Below are 20,188 nucleotides of genomic sequence, written 5' to 3'. Positions count from 1 at the left end.
CGCACTGGCATCGTCAGCGCGGCGAACAAACGGGGGAATGACCGTGTGATGGCAGCGCCTCACACGGTGGGGATCAGGCCTTGGCTTTCACGTACCGACCCGGTGCGGGCTCGATGGCCTTGTACTTGGCGCCCTTGCCATAAGCCTTGGGGGCGGCAATCTGCTTGCCGGCATGCCCTTGCAGCCAGTTCGACCAATCCGGCCACCAGCTGCCGGGGTATTCTGTTGCCGTTTCGATCCAGTCATCGACAGATGCCGGGAACTCCCCTTCCGGCCCGATCCAATGCGTGCGCTTTTTGGCGGCTGGCGGGTTGATCACCCCCGCGATGTGGCCCGAGGCCCCCATCACAAAACGCTTGTCGCCGGGAAACACCTGCGTGCTGCCGTAAGCGCCGCCAATGGGCACGATGTGGTCTTCACGCGAGCCATACATGTAAATCGGCATGTCGACCTTGCCCAGGTCCAGCTTGACGCCGCAGACCTCGGCCTTGCCGGGTTTGATCAAGTCGTTCTGCAGGTAGGTGTGGCGCAGGTACCAGGCGTAATACGGGCCAGGCAGGTTGGTCGAATCGGAGTTCCAGTACAGCAGGTCGAACGGCGGCGGCGTTTCACCCTTGAGGTAGTTGCCAGCCACATAGTTCCAGACCAGATCGGTCGGACGCAGGAAGCTGAAGGTGCTGGCCAGGGCGTTGCCGGCCATCAGTCCGCCACGGCCCATCTCCATCTCGCGGTAGCGCACCACGCCTTCGTCGATGAAGACATCCAGGATGCCGGTGTCGCTGAAGTCGACCAGCGTGGTCAGCAAGGTGGCGCTGGCCACGGGGTCTTCGCCGCGGGCACGCAACACGCCCAGCGCCGTCGTCAGCATGGTGCCGCCCACGCAGAAGCCCAGGGCATTGATCTGAGGCGCACCGGTGATGTCCTGCACCGCGGTGATGGCGCGGATGACGGCCTGCTCGATGTAGTCGTCCCAGGTCTTGTCGGCCATGCTCTGATCCGGATTGCGCCAGCTGACGACGAAGGTGCGGTGTCCTTCGGACACGGCGTAGCGGATCAGCGAATTGGCCGGCTGCAGGTCCAGGATGTAGAACTTGTTGATGCAGGGTGGCACCATCAGGAATGGCCGTTCGTAGACCTTGGCCGTCAGCGGCTTGTACTCGATGAGCTGGAAGAACTCGTTCTCGAAGACCACCGCGCCTTCGGTGGTGGCCACGTTCTTGCCCACCTCGAACTTGCTCTCGTCCGTCATGGACACATGGCCCTGCTGGATGTCCTTGAGCAAATTGGCCACGCCCTGGGCGATGCTGGCGCCCTGCGTGTCCACGGCCTTCTGCTGCGCTTCCGCATTCAGGGCCAGGAAGTTCGTCGGCGCCGCAGCGGCGGCCCATTGCTCCACCGAGAAGCGCAGGCGGTTCTTGGTTTTGACGTCGGCGTCGACCGCCTCGACCATGGACAGCAGCGTGCGCGCGTTGAGCAGGTAGCTCGCCGCCATCATGGCCGCCAGGGGGTTGGTCTTCCAGGCGTCGTTGGCGAAGCGCTTGTCTTTCAGGTCCAGCTTGCCGCTGACGCCCTGGTTCCAGAGCGTGCTGGCCTCGGCCAGGTACTGCTTCTGCAACTCCATGAGCTTCTGGGGCACGAACTTGACCTGCGGCAGCGGGGCACCCAGCGGGTTGCCCTGAACCTCACCCTGGCCGAATGCCTGCATGGCATTGCGCCAGTTCTGTACAGCCGTTTCCTGAAACTTGGCTGCTTGCTGAGCCCAATCGAATGCATCACCGTGCTTGCTCATGTTGCCTCCTTCGCCTCAAACACCCTGCGCATATGAGGCATGTCTACAGCGACAATATACGCGAACAAATCGACAGTTCTGGCGGACCCATGTACGTGGTTGCGATAGGTTGGATTTACGTGGTGGCCATGGCTGCCATTGCCGAGGCCATGGCGCCCAACGGCACCGTGCTCGGTGCCCTGATGACGTTCATCGGTTGGGGGGTATGTCCGCTGGCCATCGTGCTGTACATCCTCGGCACGCCGGCGCGCAAGCGGCGGTTGCGCAGGCAGGCTGACGAGCAAGCAGCAGCAGACACTCCTGCAGGCGATGGCCCACCGCCCGAACCGCCATCGACCGACGCCGCAGCGCCCACCCCGAGCGCTCACAGACAGCCATGACATCCTGAATGAGTATCCAGCCATTGCCGTTATTCACAAAACGACAATGGATGCATACTCCTACTTCAGTTGTCATTCAAGCACTCCACCTCCTCGAACACTCACAGCAGGCTTGGGCGACGGTCACGCGGGCAGTCCGGGCTCATGCGAGTGCGGAAACAGGCCAAGAAAGCCGATCGACTTGCTGCCCACCATTCAACGGTGGCGCATGAGTCCGTTGTCCAGGTCATTCCCCATGCGCATGACATGGGTCCGAAATGTCGTTTGCGCCCGGACCGGACCGCTTCGACAATCCGGCTGCCCCGCACCGCCATCCGCCCGCGGCCGCAGGCGAGCAGCACCATCTCTCCCATCGCCATGACCGTCGCATGCGTTCGCCCCGATGCCATCCGCAGCCTGTTTTCCCAGGCCATGCCCGACATGTACCCGACCGCAGTGCCGCAGCGCCCCAATACGGCACTGCAGAACTTGGTGGCGGGCATCACCCGGTGCACCCCGGCGCACAGCCCCGCGCTGCGCGAGGCCCTGGCCTCGGCAAGCGCCATGGCGCGATTCGACTGGGCACGGCGCACGAGCTGGCCACCCTCAGCCGCCTCTACCGCGCCACCTGCCCGACACGGCCGCTGCCCCATGCGGGACATGCCGCACAGGCGATGGACGCACAATGAACCGCTGCCCTTGGCCGCACGATCACGGCGCCGCTGACCGGCTCCAACGACCCGGACATTGCCCACCTTCTCACCCGTGCGCACACGCCCACGGATTCCGTCCCTTCGCATCCCTTCCACCTTTTCTCCGAGGAGTACCCCCGACATGAACGGCGCCGACCTGCTGTGTGACACCTTGCTGGCCAATGACGTGGACGTGTGTTTCGCCAACCCCGGCACGTCCGAAATGCACTTTGTGGCCGCGCTCGATCGCAAGCCCCAGATGCGCTGCGTGCTGGGCTTGTTCGAAGGCGTGGTGTCGGGCGCTGCCGACGGCTATGCGCGCATGGCCAAAAAGCCCGCCGCCACGCTGCTGCACCTGGGCCCCGGCCTGGGCAACGCGCTGGCCAACCTGCACAACGCCAAGCGGGCGCGCACGCCCATGGTCAACGTGGTGGGCGACCACGCCCGCCACCACCTGCAGCACGACGCGCCGCTGACCTCGGACATCGAATCCATTGCCCGGCCCATGTCGCATTGGGTGCGCCGCATCGGCTCGCCCGAAGGCGTGGGTGAAGACGCCGGCGAAGCCATCGCCCAGGCCCGCCGCCAGCCCGGGCAGATCAGCACGCTGATCCTGCCGGCCGACTGCGCCTGGACCGACCTGCCCGAGGGAACCCAGGCCCGCAAGGTCGCACCGCTGGCCGCCGCCTTGACCGACAGCGACCACGTCAAGACCGTCGCCCGCCACATGGCTGCAGCGCGCAAGGCCGGCAAGCGCGTGGTCCTGTTCATGGGCCCGCAAGCCATCGAAGGCGAGGCCGCGCAGGTCGCCGGTCGCATCGCCCAGGCCACCGGCGTGCAGTTGATGACGCCCACGGCCTTCCGCCGCATGCAACGCGGCCAGGGCGCGGTCGACATCGCCCGCCTGCCCTACGTGGTCGACCTGGGCACCAAGGCCCTGGCCGATTGCGCCGAGCTCATCCTGGTCGGCGTGAATGCGCCCGTGGCCTTCTTCGCCTACCCAGGCAAGGCCAGCGAAATCGCCCCCGCCAGCTGCGAAGTCCGCCGCCTGTCGCGCAACGACGAAGACGCGCTGCATGCGCTGCAGGCCTTGGCCGAAGCCCTGGGCGTGCCGGCCCACGGCGCCAGCGTGGGAGCCGCCCCCAGCATCGACCTGAGCGCGCCCAGCAACGGCAAGCTGACCTCGGCCGCCGTCAACCGCCTGGTGCTCAAGGCCTTGCCCGAAGGCGCCATCGTGGTCGACGAATCGGTGACCTCGGGCCGCGAAATCGCCCAGCTCAACATGGGCGCGGCGCCGCACGACTGGCTGTCCACCACGGGCGGCGCCATCGGCCAAGGCATCCCCACGGCCGTGGGCGCCAGCGTGGCCTGTCCCACGCGCCAGGTCGTGTCCATGCAGGCGGACGGCAGCGGCATGTACACCTGCCAGGGGCTGTGGACGCAGGCGCGCGAGAAGCTCAAGGTGCTGACCATCGTCTATGCCAACGACACCTACGCCATCCTGCACGGCGAGATGCAGGCCGTGGGCACGCAAGAGCCGGGCGACAACGCCCGCCGCATGCTGGACCTGGACCAGCCCTCGCTGAACTGGTCGCAGCTGGCCCAGGCCATGGGCGTGCCCTCGCGCCGCGTGGACACGGTAGAAGCGTTTGTCGACGCGCTCAAGGCGGGTCTGGCCGAGAACGGCCCCTTCCTCATCGAAGCGCGCATCTGAGGCCCCGTCAGGCGGCATCGCCGCCTGCTACAGCTTGCCCAGCCGCCAGCGCGGCGACAGCCTGCGTGGACGGCGGCGTGTGGGCTCAGGGCGATGGGCGATGGGCTCAGTGCGCGCAGCGTCTCAGGCCGCATCGGTCCTTGTGCGCCCGCACCCAGTCTGTCGCGGGTGAGTCGGGCCCAGCAGCAGGCAGGGCGGCATGCGCAAGGCTCGGAACCCAGGCGCGCTGGTGCACAGCGCGAGCTTGCACCCCGTTCGCGACGCGACACCCGAACCGCGTCATCCAGCGCACAGGGCAAGCCCCATAGCGGCTTGAACAGTGTCGCTCAGCACGCCAACCCTCTTGCCAGTATCCATGGCCTGTCGATCCATCATCAACGACAACAGCCTGATACTGCTTATCCAATTCACTTTCTGACGAAACGCGCCATGTGCTGCTGAGGCTCGCCGGTCAGGAAGGCCGCGGCAAACTCGCGCACGCCGTTGACGATGGCTTGTTCCACCGGCTGGGTCTGCCATTCGCGCAAGAGCCGCTTTTGCTGGCGCAAGGCCTGCGGGCCAAACGTGGCCATGCGGTTGGCGCGGGCGGCCACCACCTCGTCCAGGCGGGCCACTTCCGCCAGCTCGTCGATCAGGCCCCACTGCAGCGCCGTGGCCGCGTCGATGCGCTCACCGGTCAGCAGCAGCCAGCTTGCGCGGGCCTGACCGATCAGGCGCGGCAGCAGCGCAGCCTGGATGATGGACGGGATGCCGATCTCCACCTCGGGCATGGCGAACACGGCGTTCTGGGCGCCGATGCGGATGTCGCACGCCGCCACCAGCTCGAGCCCGCCGCCAAAGCAGTAGCCGGGCACGCGGGCGATGACGGGGGCCGGAAACAGGCGTGCCGCATCGATCAGCGTGCGCAGGCCATCGATGAAGACGCTGGCCGAGTTCACGTTCAGCGTGCCCATCTCCGAAATGTGGGCACCGGCGCAAAAGGCCCGTTCGCCCTGGCCGCGCAGCACCAGCACACGCACGCCGTTGTCCTTGGCCAGCTGGTGCAGGGCCTCGCGCGCGCCCGCGATCACCGGCGTGGAATACAGGTTGAGGGGACCACCGGCCGTGATGGTCACCGTGGCCACGCCATTGGCGGCCACCTCGACCTGGGGTGGCAAGGGGTGCTGTCGCACAGGGTTGGGGGTCTGGGTCATGAAGGGTTCATCCGGATGAAAGCCCGCCATGGTTGCACGCTTTGGCCGCGCCCTGCGGGGTCATCAGTCACCGAGGCGAATGTTCGACTTCGTTCGGGCCGCCGAGCGCGGCGGTTGGCAAGCTGTTGACGTGCCGATTGGCGCGCCGATTGGCAGATCGATTCACAGGCAACGCCGAAGCGCAACGACCAGACACGCAGCACAGATCCAGCAGCGGTGCAATTGCGAACCTCTTATCCACGAGAGACTGGCCACCGAAGCAAGCAAACGGCCAGCCGGTTCGTTGATGGGCCGCAGGCCTTGCGCAGTGCAGGCGCCTGACTGCTGCAGGTGATCGCCCTCGGCATCGTGACGGGGCAAGGCTGCCAGGACTCGGTCGCCAGGGCAGCGCTGGCCGAAACACCATTCGCTGTCAGCGCAATGGGGCGACCGGGTGCCCCCGAGCCCTGACAAGCACGACGCCTTGGGGCTTGCCCGCTTGCCGGGCCAGCTCGCCGCTGGCCATCATCGGCGCAAGCCAAGGGATGCAGGGCACGACTCCGGGGTACACGCCGACTTGGCACCCTGCGCTGCCCGCAAACCTGTCGGAGTCTCACGCATGCGTTCACACCCGCCATCGCCATCCCCGCCGGCCGCAGCCATGGCCACAGGTGGCCTCAAGCTCTGCGCCGGGGTGCTTGCCGCGTGCCTGAGCCTGCTCGGCTTGGCGGCCGAAGCCACCGCGCAAGCACAACCGAATCGCGACACGGCGCGCTCGACCATCCCACGCGCGACCCTGCAGCCGGCGCGCCCGCTGCCGCCCGGCCAGGCGCCGCCCATGATGCTGGCCCAGGCCACGGCCACCACGCGGGACGCCTTGCCGCTGCCCGTCACCCGCTACTGGGTCAGCGAGAAGTACGACGGCGTGCGCGCCTGGTGGGACGGCCACACCCTGCGCACGCGCCAGGGTCACCGCATCGCCGCACCCGACTGGTTCACGGCCGGCTGGCCGCGCGTCGCCATGGACGGCGAGCTGTGGGCCGGCCGCGGCCGCTTCGAGGTCAGCAGCGCCACCGTCCAAAGCCTGCAGCCTGGCGACGATGCCTGGCGCGGCCTGCGGTTCATGGTGTTCGACCTGCCCGAACAGGCGGGCCCGTTCCAGGCCCGGCTGGCCCAGCTGCAAGCGCTGGCCGGCCGCCCCGCCGCTGCAGGCCCGACCACCCCGACCTGGGCGCCCGTGCCCCAGTGGCGCGAGGCCAGCTTCACCAGCCTGCAGGCCAAACTGCGGCAGGTGCACGACCACGGGGCCGAAGGCCTGATGCTGCACGACGACCAGGCGCTGCACGTGGTGGGACGCAGCCCAGCCTTGATCAAGTTCAAGCCGCTGGACGACGCCGAGGCCGTGGTCATCGGCCACGTGCCGGGCCAGGGCAAGCACACGGGGCGCCTGGGGGCCCTGGTCGTGCGCAATGCAGCCGGCCAGGAATTTCGCATCGGCACCGGCTTCACCGATGCCGAACGCAGCGCCCCGCCGGCACTGGGCAGCATCGTCAGCTACGCCCATCAGGGCGTGACGGCCAAAGGCCTGCCCCGCTTCACCCGTTTTGTGCGGGTTCGCACCGACCTGCGCGAGCTGCCGCGCTGACGGCGGGGGCACTGAACATGCCGGCCCCGGCATCCAGCGGACACAAGGCCTGACCATGGCCGAGCGCGCCCTCGCCGCCATGCGCCGGCTGCATACCGCCTAGCCTGATCCAGGGTGCGTGAGTTTCACAGGAGTATCGACCGCATGCCGTTGAATGGAAAACGGCGATCAATGCATACTCACCCCAAAAAATCGGCCCCAAAAGGGCCGATGGCTGGCTCACAGGCTGCAGCAGCCTGGCTTCGGGTCAGGCGCTGGCGCTTTTGAGCATGGCATAGAGCTCATCCTTGATGGCCAGTTTCTCACGCTTGAGGCGCTCGATGGCGTCGTGGCTGGTCGGCTCGACGCCTTTTTCCATGTTGATGATCTTCTGATCCAACACGTTGTGTTTCTCAAACTGGCTGGCAAAGCGCGGGTTTTCGGCCTTCAGGCGGCTGATGAGCTCACGGTATTCAGGGAACACGTCGACATCCTTGCTCGGGGTTGAGGGGGAATTCATCTTGCCACCCCCGTCTGCCCGTGCCAATTGCCGCCGGTCAATCTCCCTTCACGCAATCTGCGAAAAAGTGCGGCTTGCCGTCTTCGCCGATCTCCTCGACCAGGCCGTGGATGTCGGTTTCGAAGCCCGGGCACCGCAGCGCGAAGTCGCGCGAGAACCGCAGGTAATCCACGATCTTGCGGTTGAACACCTCGCCCGGAATCAGCAGCGGGATGCCGGGCGGATACGGGGTCAGCAGGCCCACCGTCACACGGCCTTCCAGCTCGTCGATCGGCACGCGCTCGGTGCGGCGGCGTGCGATGTGGGCATAGGCCTCGGCCGGCGTCATGGCCGGCGCCAGCTCCGACAGGTACATGTCGGTGGTCAGGCGTGCGATGTCGTGGCTGGCGTACATCTCGTGCACGTGCTGGCAGAGGTCGCGCAGCCCCATGCGCTCGTAGACCGGGTGGTGCTGGCAGAACTCCGGCATGATGCGCGCCAGCGGCTGGTTGCGGTCGTAGTCGTCCTTGAACTGCTGCAAGGCAGTCACCAGCGTGTTCCAGCGGCCCTTGGTGATGCCGATGGTGAACATGATGAAGAACGAATACAGGCCGGTCTTCTCGACCACCACCCCGTGCTCGGCCAGGAACTTGGTCACGATGGAGGCGGGAATGCCTTCCGCATCGAAGGTGCCGTCGAGCTTCAGGCCCGGCGTGACCACGGTGGCCTTGATCGGGTCCAGCATGTTGAAGCTGTCGGCCAGCTCGCCAAAGCCGTGCCAGCGGCTGTCGTCGCGCCCCACGCTGGGATCTTCGTGGAAGATCCAATCGTCCGAACGGCCAATGCCCTCCTGCACCAGGTAGTCCGGCCCCCAGACCTTGAACCACCAGTCGTCCGCGCCGTAGTCGGCCTCGACCTTGCGCATGGCACGGCGGAAGTCCAGCGCTTCGCTGATGCTCTCTTCGACCATGGCCGTGCCGCCGGGCGGCTCCATCATGGCCGCCGCCACGTCGCAGCTCGCGATGATGGAGTACTGCGGGCTGGTCGAGGTGTGCATGAGGTACGCCTCGTTGAACAGCGGCTGGTCCAGCTTGGTGGTCATCGAGTCCTGCACCAGCACGTGCGAGGCCTGCGAGATGCCGGCCAGCAGCTTGTGGATGGACTGGGTCGAATAGACCATGGTCTCCTTGGGACGTGGGCGCTTCTTGCCCATGGCGTGGTAGGCGCCGTAGAACGGGTGGAAGGCTGCATGGGGCAGCCACGCCTCGTCGAAATGCAGGTTGTCGACGTAGCCGTCGACCAGGCTCTTGATGGTCTGCGTGTTGTAGAGCACGCCGTCGTAAGTCGACTGAGTCAGGGTCAGGATGCGCGGCTTGACGGTGTCGGCATCCACGCCCTTGAGCAATGGGTTGGCGCGGATCTTGGCCCTGATGGCCTCGGGCTCGAACTCCGATTGCGGGATCGGGCCGATGATGCCGAAATGGTTGCGCGTGGGCTTGAGGAACACCGGAATCGCGCCCGTCATGATGATGGCGTGCAGGTTGGACTTGTGGCAGTTGCGGTCCACCACCACCACGTCGCCGGGCGCCACCGTGTGGTGCCACACGATCTTGTTGGACGTCGACGTGCCGTTGGTGACGAAGAAGCAGTAGTCCGAATTGAAGATGCGCGCCGCCTGACGTTCGCTGGCCCCGATGGCGCCGTTGTGGTCCAGCAGCTGGCCCAGCTCTTCCACGGCGTTGCACACGTCGGCGCGCAGCATGTTTTCACCGTAGAACTGGTGGTACATCTGGCCGATCGGGCTCTTCAGGAAGGCCACGCCCCCGCTGTGGCCCGGGCAGTGCCAGCTGTACGAGCCATCTTCGGCGTAGTCCAGCAAGGCCTTGAAGAACGGCGGCTGGATGCCTTCGAGGTAGCTCTTGGCCTCGCGGATGATGTGGCGCGCCACGAATTCGGGCGTGTCCTCGAACATGTGGATGAAGCCATGCAGCTCGCGCAACACGTCGTTGGGCAGGTGCTGGCTGGTGCGCGTCTCGCCATACACGTAGATCGGCACGTCGGCGTTCTTGCGACGCACTTCCTCGATGAAGTTGCGCAGGTTCACAATGGCCGGGTCCAGGTCCGGCCCGCCGGTGATTTCCTCGTCGTCGATCGACAAGATGAAGGCGCTGGCGCGGCTTTGCTGCTGCGCGAACTGACTCAGGTCGCCGTAGCTGGTGGCGCCCAGCACCTCGAAGCCCTCGGTCTGAATCGCTTCGGCCAAGGCACGGATGCCCAGACCGGACGTGTTTTCCGAACGAAAGTCCTCATCGATGATGACGATGGGAAAACGGAATTTCATGGGGCCACTCCTGAAGTGCCGGCAAACGAAAGGCGATGCAATGCGCCAGAAAATAGCGCGCAAGTGTACGCAAACCCCGCATGCGTTTTGATGACGCTGCCGCAACACGCCACCCACCGGCTGGAATGGGGCCATCCCCTGCCGCCGCCCAGCACAATCCGTTCCCATGCGACACGTTTCTTTCGCCCTGCCCTGGATCGACGTGAACACCCCGCTGCCCCCCATGGAGCAGGCCTGGCCCCGCGGGTCGGAAGCCCCCGGTCTGCTGGCCGCGGGCGACGACCTCAGCGTGGCGCGCCTGCGCCAGGCCTATGCGCAGTGCACCTTTCCCTGGTTCAGCGAGGGGCAGCCCGTGCTGTGGTGGAGCCCCGACCCGCGCATGGTGCTGGACGTGGGCCAGTTCCGCCTGCACCGCTCGCTGCGCAAGAAGATCGCCCAGCTGGTCCGCATGGGGCGTCTGGTCATCCGCATGGACCACGACTTTGCGGCGGTCATCCGCGCCTGCGCGCACCAGTCGCGTGAAGGGCAGGACGGCACCTGGATCGTGCCGCCCATGGTCCAGGCCTACGAGGCCTGGCATGCGGCGGGCGACGTGCACAGCGTCGAGGCCTGGGTCGACGGCGAACTGGCCGGCGGCCTGTACGGCGTGAACCTGGGGCGGGCCTTCTTTGGCGAGTCCATGTTCACGCGCCAGACCGATGGCTCCAAGATCGCGCTGGCCGCCCTCGTGGCGTTTTGCCGGTCGCAGGGCATCACCCACGTCGATTGCCAGCAGAACACGCCCCACCTGGCCTTCATGGGCGCCCGCGAAATGCCGCGTGCGGCATTTGCACAACTCGTGCGCAAGGCCATGACACACCCGGCACCGAGCTGGCAATTCCACGCCCTATACTGGCAGGCGCTCCAGTCTGCCGACTGAACGCGGTCCGCGGCACGCACTGGGCTTCACACGACCTTGTGCTGACGACCTGACTCCGGTGACGCAACTCAACGACTTGCCGCTGCAGCGGCTGCAGTTCTACGCCACGGCCCCCTATGGCTGCAGCTACCTGCCGGGGCGGCAGGCCCGCTCGCAGGTGGCCACGCCCAGCCACCTCATCCACACCGAGGTCTACACCGAACTCGTGGCCATGGGGTTTCGCCGCAGCGGCATGTTCACCTACCGCCCCCATTGCGACGGCTGCAACGCCTGCGTGCCGCTGCGCATCTGCGCCGACGAATTCCGCCCCAGCCGCAGCCAGCGCCGCGCCCAGGCCGCCCACGGCCAGCTGCAGTCCCGCGTGCTGCGCCTGGCCTACAGCCCCGAGCACTACCAGCTCTACCTGCGCTACCAGATGGCTCGCCACGCCGGTGGCGGCATGGACCACGACAGCATCGACCAGTACACGCAATTCCTGCTGCAAAGCCGGGTCAACTCGCGCCTGGTCGAGTTCCGCGACCCAGTCACGCCCGAACAGGAGGCGCACGGCGAGGTCGGCCAGCTGCGCATGGTCAGCATCCTGGACATGCTGGGCGACGGCCTGTCTGCCGTCTACACCTACTACGACCCCGAGCCCCAGGCCAGCTACGGCACCTATGGCGTGCTGTGGCTGGTGGATCAGGCCCGCAAGCTGGGCCTGCCCCACGTCTACCTGGGCTACTGGATCGCCGACAGCCGCAAGATGGCCTACAAGCGCCAGTTCCACCCGCACGAGCTGCGCGTGGACGGCCAGTGGCAGCGCCCTGCTGAGTGATGCCAGGCGGGTGGCGACGCACCGCCCGCTCTAGACGTAACGGTGGACGAGCGACAAGCCGCGTGTTGCGCGTGAAGAGTATCCACAGCTTCCCGTTGCTCTTTCTCTCATCGGTTCTCGTGGGGGTATGCCAAGGCGGCCGTTTGATGACGGATGTGCTCGACGAACGCGATGGCGGACCTCGATTCACCCGCATGCGGCGCCCGCCTCCCCGATCGTCAGACAGCGGCTTTCGCGCCCGACCCTGCCAGCTCACCTCCACGCCCCTGCCTGCGCTGCCGCGCCCGCACGCTGCCCCCGCACGAACGCGCGACGCGGCCCAGCGGCAAGCCGGCTTCCCGGCGTCTCTAGAATCTCGCACCAATGAGACCCTCCAGCCCACCGCCGCTGCCCGCGCCCACCGTCCAGGTGATCGAGCGGATGTTTGCCATCATCGACGTGCTCGCGTCCAAGCGGGAAGACATGTCGCTCAAGGAGATCGCAGAGAAAACCGGCCTGCACAGCTCCACCGCCCACCGCATCCTCAACGATCTGGCCGTCGGCCGCTTCATCGAGCGTCCCGAGTCCGGCACCTACCGCCTGGGCATGCGCTTCCTCGAGCTGGGCAACCTGGTCAAGGCCCGCATCAGCGTGCGCGACGTGGCGCAGCTGCCCATGAACGCCCTGCACCGCCTCACGCAGCAGCCCGTCAACCTCAGCGTGCGCCAGGGCGACGAGATCGTCTACATCGACCGCGCCTACACCGCCGAGCGCTCGGGCATGCAGGTCGTGCGCGCCATTGGCGGCCACGCCCCGCTGCACCTCACCTCCACCGGCAAGCTGTTCCTGTGCATGGACGACGCCCAGCGCCTGCGCGCCTACGCCATGCGCACCGGCCTGTCGGGCCAGACGGCCAACTCCATCACCAAGCTGCCCGACCTGGAGCGAGAGCTGCTGCGCGCCCGCCAGCAAGGCTATGCGCGCGACAACGAAGAGCTCGAGCGCGGCGTCCGCTGCATCGCCGCCGGCATCTTCGACGACCAGTCGCGGCTGGTGGCCGGGCTGTCCATCTCCGCGCCCACCGAGCGCCTGGAAGACGCCTGGATTCCCCACCTCATCACCACGGCCAAAGAGATCTCCACCGCGCTGGGCTGCACCGACATCCCCATGGGCACGCCCCCCGACCTGGGGTGAGCGGGCTGCTGGCGACTCTCGCATCAAGCGCAGTCGTTCGCGTCTGACGGCCGTCGGGAGCGCGCACCACTCACATCGGCCGGCGCTCCGACCGGTCTGCCGCCGGGCGATGTGGATGACCTCCGGCGTGCTCGGTGCAACCCCGTCCGGGCACGTCACCGTGCGGCCATGCGTGCATCGTGCTGTTTGACCAGATCCTCATCTCATTGATCTGGAGTATGGGCAACTAATCGTTTATGAGATAACGGCAGTCACCCAATACTCTGATGTTCTGCGCCCAACGGATTGACCAGGCAGGCCGCCAAGCCGGCCCGCCCCAGCCTCCTTCAGCGGCCAGCCGCACGCGAGGCTGGCGTCGCCCGGGCCGCTGCGGCCCCGCGTAGAATCGCGCCCTTTCGCTTCTTTCGGCCCGCCTTCGCGCGCGCCCTGCATTGCTTGCCATGGACATCGTTGTCAACGAAGACCTCAAGGCCTACATCGACCCCCTGACCCCCGACGAACACGCCGCGCTCGAGCGCAGCATCCTGGCCGAAGGCTGCCGCGATGCGCTGGTGCTGTGGGGCGACCTGCTGGTCGACGGCCACAACCGCTACGGCATCTGCCAGAAACACGGCCTGCCCTTTTCCACCGTGCAGGCCACGCAGTTCCAGACCCTGGAAGACGTGCACCTGTGGATGATCGACCAGCACCTGGGCCGGCGCAGCATTTCCGACTTCCAGCGCGGCGTGCTCGCGCTGCGCAAGCGCGACATCCTGGAGTCGCGCCTGAAGGCCGCGCAGACACAGGCCGCTGCACCGGCGCCTTCCCAGGCCACAGACCCTGCCGATCACGGCGACGACGCACCGGTGGCCGGCGATCCCCCGTTCGACATGGACGGCCCCGACAGATCCGGCGCCGCACCAGCCGAGGCCGCTGCACCCACGGTCGCCCCCGTCGACACGCGCCTGCTGACCAGCCGCGAAGCCCTGGCCAAGGCCGCGCGCATCAGCAGCAGCCAGGTGCGCATGATCGAGGCGATTCAAAGCCAGGCCGCGCCCGAAGTGGTCGCCGCGGTCAAGTCCGGGGACATCACGCTCAGCACGGCCGCCGTGGTCGCCAGCCTGCCGGCCGACGAACAGGTGCAAGCCGCCCAGGGTGGTGCCAAAGAGTTGCGCCAGGCCGCCAAACGCGTGCGCGAGGCCAAGCGCAAGCCCAAGCCCGAGTCCGACACAGGCGACGAGTCCCAGACCGATGCCGCCGACGCCTCGGATGGCGCCGAAGACACCGTGGACAGCCTGCGCGCCCGCGTGCGCGAGCTGGAGGCCGAGAACGCCGAGCTGCGCGCGCAGCTGGCGCTGCTGCAGGGCGCCGCCCTGGCGTGAGGATGTGCGCCGGCGGCGCGTGCAGGACGCCGAGGCCCGCTGCGAGCGGTCTGCGAGCGGCGCCGCTTCCGCACACGGCACAAGCCACACGCCAGATCGCTCGCCCAGGCACGCTGCGATGTCGTGCAGGGGTTGAGCATGTGAGGCTGGCAGCCTGCAGCCGGTGCCTGGAGGCGCATCGTCCCACCTCGCCATCCAGGCCGTGCAGGCCGTGAGGTGGACCGCCCGCCATCCGACCCAGGTTCTTCCGCTGCAAGGTCCACGCCCCGCACGACAGCTCGCCGCCCTCAGTCGCCCTGGCCCTGACTGAAATCCAGCTTGCGGATCACCGAGGTGCCGCTGCCCACCACCACGGCGACGACCCAGAACACGGCGCCGGCGCCGATCAGCGAGCCCAGCGACCCCGCGACCATGGGCATGACCACGCTGGACGCGTTGATGGCCATGAGGCGCAGGCCCAGGGCCTCGCCCTGCCGGTGCGGCGGCGTGGTCTGGTGCATCAGCGACATGATCATGGGCTGCACACAGCCCAGCGACACGCCCAGGCACATGGCGCACACCGTCATCTGCCAGGCATGGTGCGTGAACGGGTAGACCGAGAACAGGCAGGCCGTGACGCAGGTGGCCACGAAGATGAGCTGCTTGGGCGTCACGCGCCGGGCGATGGCGGGCAGCACCACGCGGATGGCGGCGGCCGAGATGGCGAACGCCCCCAGGATGCCGCCGATGGCCGAGGCCGACAGCCCGCGGTCGTGCCCCAGGATGGGCACGATGAAGGCGTGGATGTCCCAGCTGGCGGCCTGCAGCCAATTGACGAACAGGATGCGGCGGAAGCTCACCTCGCGCAGCAGGTCCCAGGCGTGGGTCTTGCCGGCATGGGCGTGCGCAGGCTCGCGCGGCAGCTCGCGCGCCCGCATGACCAGCAGCCAGGCGATCACGGGCAGGCAGGCCAGCGCCCCCAGGCAGATGCGAAACGCCAGCTCGTCGGCGCGCTGGTGACCGGCGTAGTCGATCAGCAGGCCGGCGCCAAACGGCCCGACGAAGTTGGCGGCCGCCGGCGCAATGGCCAGCCAGCTGAAGAACTTGGTGCGCTCCTGCGGCGACTGCGCGGCGCGCCCGATGTGGCGCTGCAGGGTGATGATGGTGGCGCCAGCCGCCCCGCCGGTCAGCAAGGCGCCCACGCACAGCACCGGCATGATGGGAAACGCCGCCCCCGCCACCAGCGGCACGGCGGCGGCCACGCAGGCCATGCCCAGGGGCAGCCGGATGCCGTGGCGGTCGGCAAACTTGCCGGCCGGCACGGCGAGAAACACCTGGCTGACGGCGAACAAGGCCACCAGCGTGCCCACGGCGCCGGGCTGGTAGCCCTCTTGCAGCGCCAGCAGCGGGGTGGCCAGGCGCAGGCCGGCCATGGTCGCGTGGATGCAGACCTGGGCAATGACCAGGCGCAGCAGCTCTGCGCCCGTCACGGGGTATCGCCTGGTTGCCGTCCGATCGAAAACGTCAGCTCATGCATACTGCCATTTTCGGCAGAAACGGCAGCGGGTGTGTCGCGCACGGGGCTGGCCCCATCCGGCGGGCCGACGTCCAGCTCGAACTGCGCCAGCTCAGGCAACAGCGCCTGGGCGTGCTCGGGCGGCAGCGACTCGACCTGGCGCAAATGCCGGCCCAGCACGTTGCTGCGCGTGTGGGCGGTCTCCAGCGTGTTGAGCACGGTCTGCGTCTGCCGGCGCAGCTTGGCGAGCACCCCGCCGAACTTGTCGAACTCGGTCTTGACCGCGCCCAGCACCTGCCACACCTCGCTGCTGCGCTTTTCCAGCGCCAGCGTGCGAAAGCCCATGTGCAGGGCGTTGAGCATGGCCATCAGCGTGGTCGGGCCCGCGATGGTGATGCGCAGGTCGCGCTGCAGCGCCTCGACCAGGCCGGGCCGGCGCAGCACCTCGGCGTAGAGGCCCTCGCTCGGCAAGAACAGGATGCCGAACTCGGTCGTGAGCGGGGGTTGCAGGTACTTGTCGGCGATCGAGCGCGCCTGAGCGCGCACGCGCTGCTCCAGCGCCTTGCCGAAGACCTGCACGCCCTGCGCATCGGCGCGCTGCTGGGCGTCCAGCAGGCGCTCGTAATCCTCGGCCGGAAACTTCGCGTCGATGGGCAGCCACACGGGCGCATCGCCGGGCCCCTTGCCGGGCAGGCGCACGGCGAAGTCCACGGTTTCGCGGCTGCCGGGGCGCGTGGCCACCTGGGCCGCGAACTGGTCGGGCGCCAGCGCCTGCTCGAGCAAGGCGCCCAGCTGCGCCTCGCCAAACAGGCCGCGCGTTTTCACGTTGGTCAACAGGTGGCGCAGGTCGCCCACGCCTTGCGCCAGGGTCTGCATCTCGCCCAGGCCGCGGTGCACCTGCTCCAGGCGTTCGGCCACCTGCTTGAAGCTCTCGCCCAGGCGGGCCTCGAGCGTGGCCTGCAGCTTCTCGTCGACGACCTGGCGCATCTCGTCCAGCTTGGCCGCGTTGTCCTGCTGCAGCTGCACCAGCTGCGCGTCCAGCGTCTGGCGGATTTCAGCCAGGCGCCGCGCGTTGGCCTCGCCCAGCTGCGTGAGCTGCTGCGCCAGCGTGTCGCTGACGCCCTTGTTCAGGCTGGCGAGCTGCTGCGCCATGGCATCGAGCTGGGCGTTCTGCGTGCGGGTGTCTTCGGCGCTCTGGGCGCTCAGCGTCTGCTGGAAGGTGCCCAGCAGGTGCAGCATTTCGCGCCGCAGCTGCAGCGATTGCGTGCCGGCGGTGGCGGTCAGCTCGCGCTGCAGCCCGGCGCTGGCGGCCGCCAGCTGCTGGACCAGCTCCTGCGGCGTGACGCCCTCGGTGGGCCTGCGCACCAGCACGGCCACCAGCAGGCCCAGGCACGCCAGCCCCAGCAGTGCGAGCAACCCCGAGACCAACCAGAACTCGGTCGGCATCAGTTCGCGAGCACCTCGAGGTTGACCGGCGTGAGCGCCTTGCCCTGCGTCAGGTAGGCGATGAGGTTGTCGGCCGCCAGCGTGGCCATGGCGCGCCGCGTGGGCACGCTGGCGCTGCCGATGTGGGTGGTGAGCACCACGTTGGGCACGCTGAGCAGGCCGGGGTGCACCTTGGGCTCGCCCTCGAACACGTCCAGCCCGGCCGCGGCGATGGTGCCGTCGGCCAGCGCTCGGGCCAGCGCGGCGTCGTCCACCAGGCCGCCGCGGGCGATGTTGATCAGCGTGGCCGTGGGCTTCATCTGCTTGAGTTCGGCGGCGCCGATGGTGTGGTGCGCGGCCGGCGAGTACGGCAGCACCAGCACCAGGTGATCGGCCTGGGCCAGCAGCTCGTCCTTGCTCACGTAACGGGCGTTGCAGGCGGCTTCCAGGTCGGGCGCCAGGCGCGAGCGGTTGTGGTAGATGACCTGCATGCCGAAGCCGTGGGCGCCGCGCCTGGCAATGCCCTGGCCGATGCGCCCCATGCCCAGGATGCCCAGCGTGCTGCCGTGCACGTCCTGGCCGGCGAACATGTCGTAGCGCCAGGCCTTCCAACGGCCTTCACGCAGAAAGCGCTCGCTCTCGGTGATGCGACGCGCCGTGGCCATGAGCAGCGCAAAGCCCAGATCGGCCGTGGTCTCGGTCAGCACGCCGGGGGCGTTGGTGCCCAGCACGCCGCGCGCGGTCATGGCCGCGACGTCGAAGTTGTTGTAGCCCACGCCCATGTTGGCGCAGATGCGCAGCTGGGGGCAGGCCGCCAGCAGCTCGTCGTCGATGCGCTCGGCCGCGGTGGTGAACACGCCTTGCGCGCCCTCCAGCTTGGCGATGAAGGTCTCGCGCGACCACAGCACGTCCTCCTGGTTGCTCACCACCTCGAAATGCTGCGCCAGCTGGGCGATGGTGTCGTCAAAAATGGCGCGGCTGACCACGACCTTGATCTTGTCACTCACAGGCAAACTCCTTCCATGCCTTGGTTTCGCCCCGCCTCATGAGGTGAGTATGCGCCGATTTCCGTTTGTTTTGGAATGGAAACAGCTTGATACTCCAGCACCGCCTGCAGGGCACTCGGCGTCAACGCACCCAGACGAGCGTGACGATCACAAACAGCGGGATCAGGATGCCGAACGACCAGGCCATGTAGCCAAAGAAGCTGGGCATCTTCACACCGCGCTCCTCGGCGATGGCCTTGACCATGAGGTTGGGCGCATTGCCGATGTAAGTGTTGGCCCCCATGAACACGGCGCCGGCCGAGATGGCCGCCAGCACCGGCGCCAGCGCGCCCATGAGCTGCTGCACATCGCCGCCCGCCGTGTTGAAAAACACCAGGTAGGTCGGGGCATTGTCGAGGAACGAACTGAGTGCCCCTGTCACCCAAAAGTACATCACCGGGTCGGGGCTGCCGTCGGGCCGCGTGACCAGCGACACCACGCCGCCAAACGGGCCGTTCACACCCGCCTTGAGCATGGCGATGACCGGGATGATGGTCAGGAAAATGCCGGCGAACAGCTTGGCGACCTCTTGCATGGGGCCCCAGCCGAACTGGTTCGCCGCGTGCACGCCCTTGGGCGTGAGCAGCAGCGACAGCAGCGTGACCACCACCAGGCCCACATCGCGCAACAGGCCCTGCAGCGTGAACTCGGCACCGGCCACCTGAAACGCCACGCCGGACTGCCAGGTGCCGCTCATCAGCACCAGGCCGACCACGGCGGCCAGCAGCACGCCGTTGATGCCGCCGTCAAAGCCCAGGCGCTCGGGCGGCGAATCGGGTGTGGGATCTTGCGGCAGCACGCCCTCGCGCCGGTACAGCCAGCTGTCGATGACGTACAGCAGGGCCAGCAGCGCAACGGTGAGGAACAGCGTCTCCATCCAGATGTGCTGCGCCGTCCACATGAAGTCCACGCCCTTCAGAAAGCCCAGGAACAGCGGCGGGTCGCCCAGCGGCGTGAGCGAGCCCCCGATGTTGGAGACCACGAAGATGAAGAACACCACCACGTGCGCGCAACTCTTGCGGTTGTCGTTGGCGCGGATGAGCGGCCGGATCAGCAGCATGGACGCCCCGGTGGTGCCCATGAAGCTGGCCAGCACCGCGCCAATGGCCAGCAGGCTGACGTTGAGGGCCGGCGTGCCGTGCAGGTTGCCCTTGATGTAGATGCCGCCCGAGACGGTGTAGAGCGCCGTCAGCAGCACGATGAAGGGGATGTACTCGGCCACCAGCGCATGCACCAGGCTGACGCCGGCCGCGTGCACGCCAAACAGGGCCGCGAACGGCAGCAGGAAGGCCAGGGCCCAGGCCGCGGTCACCTTGCCGAAGTGGTGGTGCCAGAACTGCGGCGTCAGCAGGGGACACAGCGCAATCGACAGCAGCACGCCCGCGAACGGCACGCCCCACAGTGCCGAGAGCTGCGCGCCGTCCAGCTCGGCCGCGTGCGCCGTGGCCGACAGGCCCAGCGCCACCAGGGCCAGCGCGGCCCGACCGAGGGCAGCCCAGCCGAGTGCGGCCCGACCGAACGCAGCCTGATCGAACATGGCGCGAGCAAGCGCAGCACGAGCCCCGGTGGCCCGGCTTGGCGTGTCCCGGTGGTCGGCTCGGTCCAGCCCGCCCCAGGGCCGGCCGCGCCCCGTCGGCGTGGTGGTTGCATGCGTTGTCATTGCGGCACTCCTTCATGGGTATGCAGCCATTCCCGTTCAAAACAAAACGGCAACAGCACCATACCCCCTCATTCATTCAACAGGCGACCACCGCGCCCTGCCCCG

General features: G+C 67.7%; 15 protein-coding genes. 7 read left to right on the top strand and 8 right to left on the bottom strand.

All coding sequences use genetic code 11. The features are described from left to right. Positions 1-73 precede the first annotated feature (73 nt). Positions 74-1,789: a class I poly(R)-hydroxyalkanoic acid synthase gene (gene phaC / locus CCO03_RS09640; protein WP_087280415.1), complete on the bottom strand. Its 1,716-nt coding sequence runs from the start codon at positions 1,787-1,789 to the stop codon at positions 74-76. A 128-nt stretch (positions 1,790-1,917) separates the two neighbouring features. Here phaC and CCO03_RS19725 point away from each other — a divergent pair, with 128 nt between their 5' ends. Then, positions 1,918-2,169 (top strand): hypothetical protein, encoded by a 252-nt coding sequence (locus CCO03_RS19725; protein WP_157667612.1) that lies wholly within the window; start codon positions 1,918-1,920, stop codon positions 2,167-2,169. 813 nt (positions 2,170-2,982) lie between these two features. Next, positions 2,983-4,554: an acetolactate synthase large subunit gene (locus CCO03_RS09635; RefSeq protein ID WP_087280412.1), complete on the top strand. Its 1,572-nt coding sequence runs from the start codon at positions 2,983-2,985 to the stop codon at positions 4,552-4,554. 407 nt (positions 4,555-4,961) lie between these two features. Here CCO03_RS09635 and CCO03_RS09630 read toward each other — a convergent pair whose 3' ends face one another. Beyond that, positions 4,962-5,747: an enoyl-CoA hydratase gene (locus tag CCO03_RS09630; RefSeq protein ID WP_087284489.1), complete on the bottom strand. Its 786-nt coding sequence runs from the start codon at positions 5,745-5,747 to the stop codon at positions 4,962-4,964. A 640-nt stretch (positions 5,748-6,387) separates the two neighbouring features. Here CCO03_RS09630 and CCO03_RS09625 point away from each other — a divergent pair. Further along, positions 6,388-7,371 (top strand): DNA ligase, encoded by a 984-nt coding sequence (locus CCO03_RS09625; RefSeq protein ID WP_087280409.1) that lies wholly within the window; start codon positions 6,388-6,390, stop codon positions 7,369-7,371. Between the two features lie 247 nt (positions 7,372-7,618). On the opposite strand, the gene CCO03_RS09620 is transcribed toward CCO03_RS09625, so the two are convergent. Continuing rightward, the gene (locus tag CCO03_RS09620; protein WP_418236045.1) at positions 7,619-7,870 is read right to left on the bottom strand and encodes a YdcH family protein; all 252 of its coding nucleotides are present in this window, start codon (positions 7,868-7,870) and stop codon (positions 7,619-7,621) included. Between the two features lie 37 nt (positions 7,871-7,907). After that, positions 7,908-10,190: an arginine/lysine/ornithine decarboxylase gene (locus tag CCO03_RS09615; protein ID WP_087280403.1), complete on the bottom strand. Its 2,283-nt coding sequence runs from the start codon at positions 10,188-10,190 to the stop codon at positions 7,908-7,910. Between the two features lie 166 nt (positions 10,191-10,356). Here CCO03_RS09615 and aat point away from each other — a divergent pair, with 166 nt between their 5' ends. The 4 genes from aat to CCO03_RS09595 all read left to right on the top strand — a co-directional run bounded on the left by aat (position 10,357) and on the right by CCO03_RS09595 (position 14,457). Beyond that, positions 10,357-11,109 (top strand): leucyl/phenylalanyl-tRNA--protein transferase, encoded by a 753-nt coding sequence (aat, locus tag CCO03_RS09610; protein WP_087280399.1) that lies wholly within the window; start codon positions 10,357-10,359, stop codon positions 11,107-11,109. Positions 11,110-11,167: 58 nt separating this feature from the next. After that, positions 11,168-11,923: an arginyltransferase gene (locus tag CCO03_RS09605; RefSeq protein ID WP_087280395.1), complete on the top strand. Its 756-nt coding sequence runs from the start codon at positions 11,168-11,170 to the stop codon at positions 11,921-11,923. Between the two features lie 363 nt (positions 11,924-12,286). Continuing rightward, complete coding sequence (locus CCO03_RS09600; protein ID WP_087280392.1) at positions 12,287-13,096, top strand: IclR family transcriptional regulator; 810 nt, start codon at positions 12,287-12,289, stop codon at positions 13,094-13,096. Between the two features lie 440 nt (positions 13,097-13,536). Then, complete coding sequence (locus CCO03_RS09595; RefSeq protein WP_087280389.1) at positions 13,537-14,457, top strand: ParB N-terminal domain-containing protein; 921 nt, start codon at positions 13,537-13,539, stop codon at positions 14,455-14,457. Positions 14,458-14,744: 287 nt separating this feature from the next. On the opposite strand, the gene CCO03_RS09590 is transcribed toward CCO03_RS09595, so the two are convergent. The 4 genes from CCO03_RS09590 to CCO03_RS09575 all read right to left on the bottom strand — a co-directional run bounded on the left by CCO03_RS09590 (position 14,745) and on the right by CCO03_RS09575 (position 19,960). Continuing rightward, positions 14,745-15,926 (bottom strand): MFS transporter, encoded by a 1,182-nt coding sequence (locus tag CCO03_RS09590; RefSeq protein WP_087280384.1) that lies wholly within the window; start codon positions 15,924-15,926, stop codon positions 14,745-14,747. Continuing rightward, positions 15,923-17,398, bottom strand: a complete 1,476-nt coding sequence (locus tag CCO03_RS09585) for a DNA recombination protein RmuC (RefSeq protein WP_087280380.1) — start codon at positions 17,396-17,398, stop codon at positions 15,923-15,925. The genes CCO03_RS09590 and CCO03_RS09585 overlap by 4 nt, the downstream gene beginning before the upstream one ends. Continuing rightward, positions 17,398-18,384, bottom strand: coding sequence for a 2-hydroxyacid dehydrogenase (locus tag CCO03_RS09580; protein ID WP_087280376.1), 987 nt, complete (start codon positions 18,382-18,384; stop codon positions 17,398-17,400). The genes CCO03_RS09585 and CCO03_RS09580 overlap by 1 nt, the downstream gene beginning before the upstream one ends. A gap of 121 nt (positions 18,385-18,505) precedes the next feature. Then, positions 18,506-19,960 carry a sodium:proton antiporter gene (locus tag CCO03_RS09575; RefSeq protein WP_087280373.1) on the bottom strand — a complete coding sequence of 485 codons (1,455 nt, stop codon included), beginning with the start codon at positions 19,958-19,960 and terminating at the stop codon, positions 18,506-18,508. Positions 19,961-20,188 lie beyond the last annotated feature (228 nt).

The sequence above is a fragment of the Comamonas serinivorans genome (genome assembly GCF_002158865.1).
Lineage (GTDB): Bacteria > Pseudomonadota > Gammaproteobacteria > Burkholderiales > Burkholderiaceae_C > Comamonas_E > Comamonas_E serinivorans.
This window is presented reverse-complemented; position numbering and strand designations above follow the sequence as displayed.

What these genes read in the sequence shown, in the direction of transcription:
- phaC (WP_087280415.1), bottom strand. Translation starts at nt 1,789, where the DNA reads ATGAGCAAGCACGGTGATGCATTCGATTGGGCTCAGCAAGCAGCCAAG.
- CCO03_RS19725 (WP_157667612.1), top strand. Translation starts at nt 1,918, where the DNA reads ATGGCTGCCATTGCCGAGGCCATGGCGCCCAACGGCACCGTGCTCGGT.
- CCO03_RS09635 (WP_087280412.1), top strand. Translation starts at nt 2,983, where the DNA reads ATGAACGGCGCCGACCTGCTGTGTGACACCTTGCTGGCCAATGACGTG.
- CCO03_RS09630 (WP_087284489.1), bottom strand. Translation starts at nt 5,747, where the DNA reads ATGACCCAGACCCCCAACCCTGTGCGACAGCACCCCTTGCCACCCCAG.
- CCO03_RS09625 (WP_087280409.1), top strand. Translation starts at nt 6,388, where the DNA reads ATGGCCACAGGTGGCCTCAAGCTCTGCGCCGGGGTGCTTGCCGCGTGC.
- CCO03_RS09620 (WP_418236045.1), bottom strand. Translation starts at nt 7,870, where the DNA reads ATGAATTCCCCCTCAACCCCGAGCAAGGATGTCGACGTGTTCCCTGAA.
- CCO03_RS09615 (WP_087280403.1), bottom strand. Translation starts at nt 10,190, where the DNA reads ATGAAATTCCGTTTTCCCATCGTCATCATCGATGAGGACTTTCGTTCG.
- aat (WP_087280399.1), top strand. Translation starts at nt 10,357, where the DNA reads ATGCGACACGTTTCTTTCGCCCTGCCCTGGATCGACGTGAACACCCCG.
- CCO03_RS09600 (WP_087280392.1), top strand. Translation starts at nt 12,287, where the DNA reads ATGAGACCCTCCAGCCCACCGCCGCTGCCCGCGCCCACCGTCCAGGTG.
- CCO03_RS09595 (WP_087280389.1), top strand. Translation starts at nt 13,537, where the DNA reads ATGGACATCGTTGTCAACGAAGACCTCAAGGCCTACATCGACCCCCTG.
- CCO03_RS09585 (WP_087280380.1), bottom strand. Translation starts at nt 17,398, where the DNA reads ATGCCGACCGAGTTCTGGTTGGTCTCGGGGTTGCTCGCACTGCTGGGG.
- CCO03_RS09575 (WP_087280373.1), bottom strand. Translation starts at nt 19,960, where the DNA reads ATGTTCGATCAGGCTGCGTTCGGTCGGGCCGCACTCGGCTGGGCTGCC.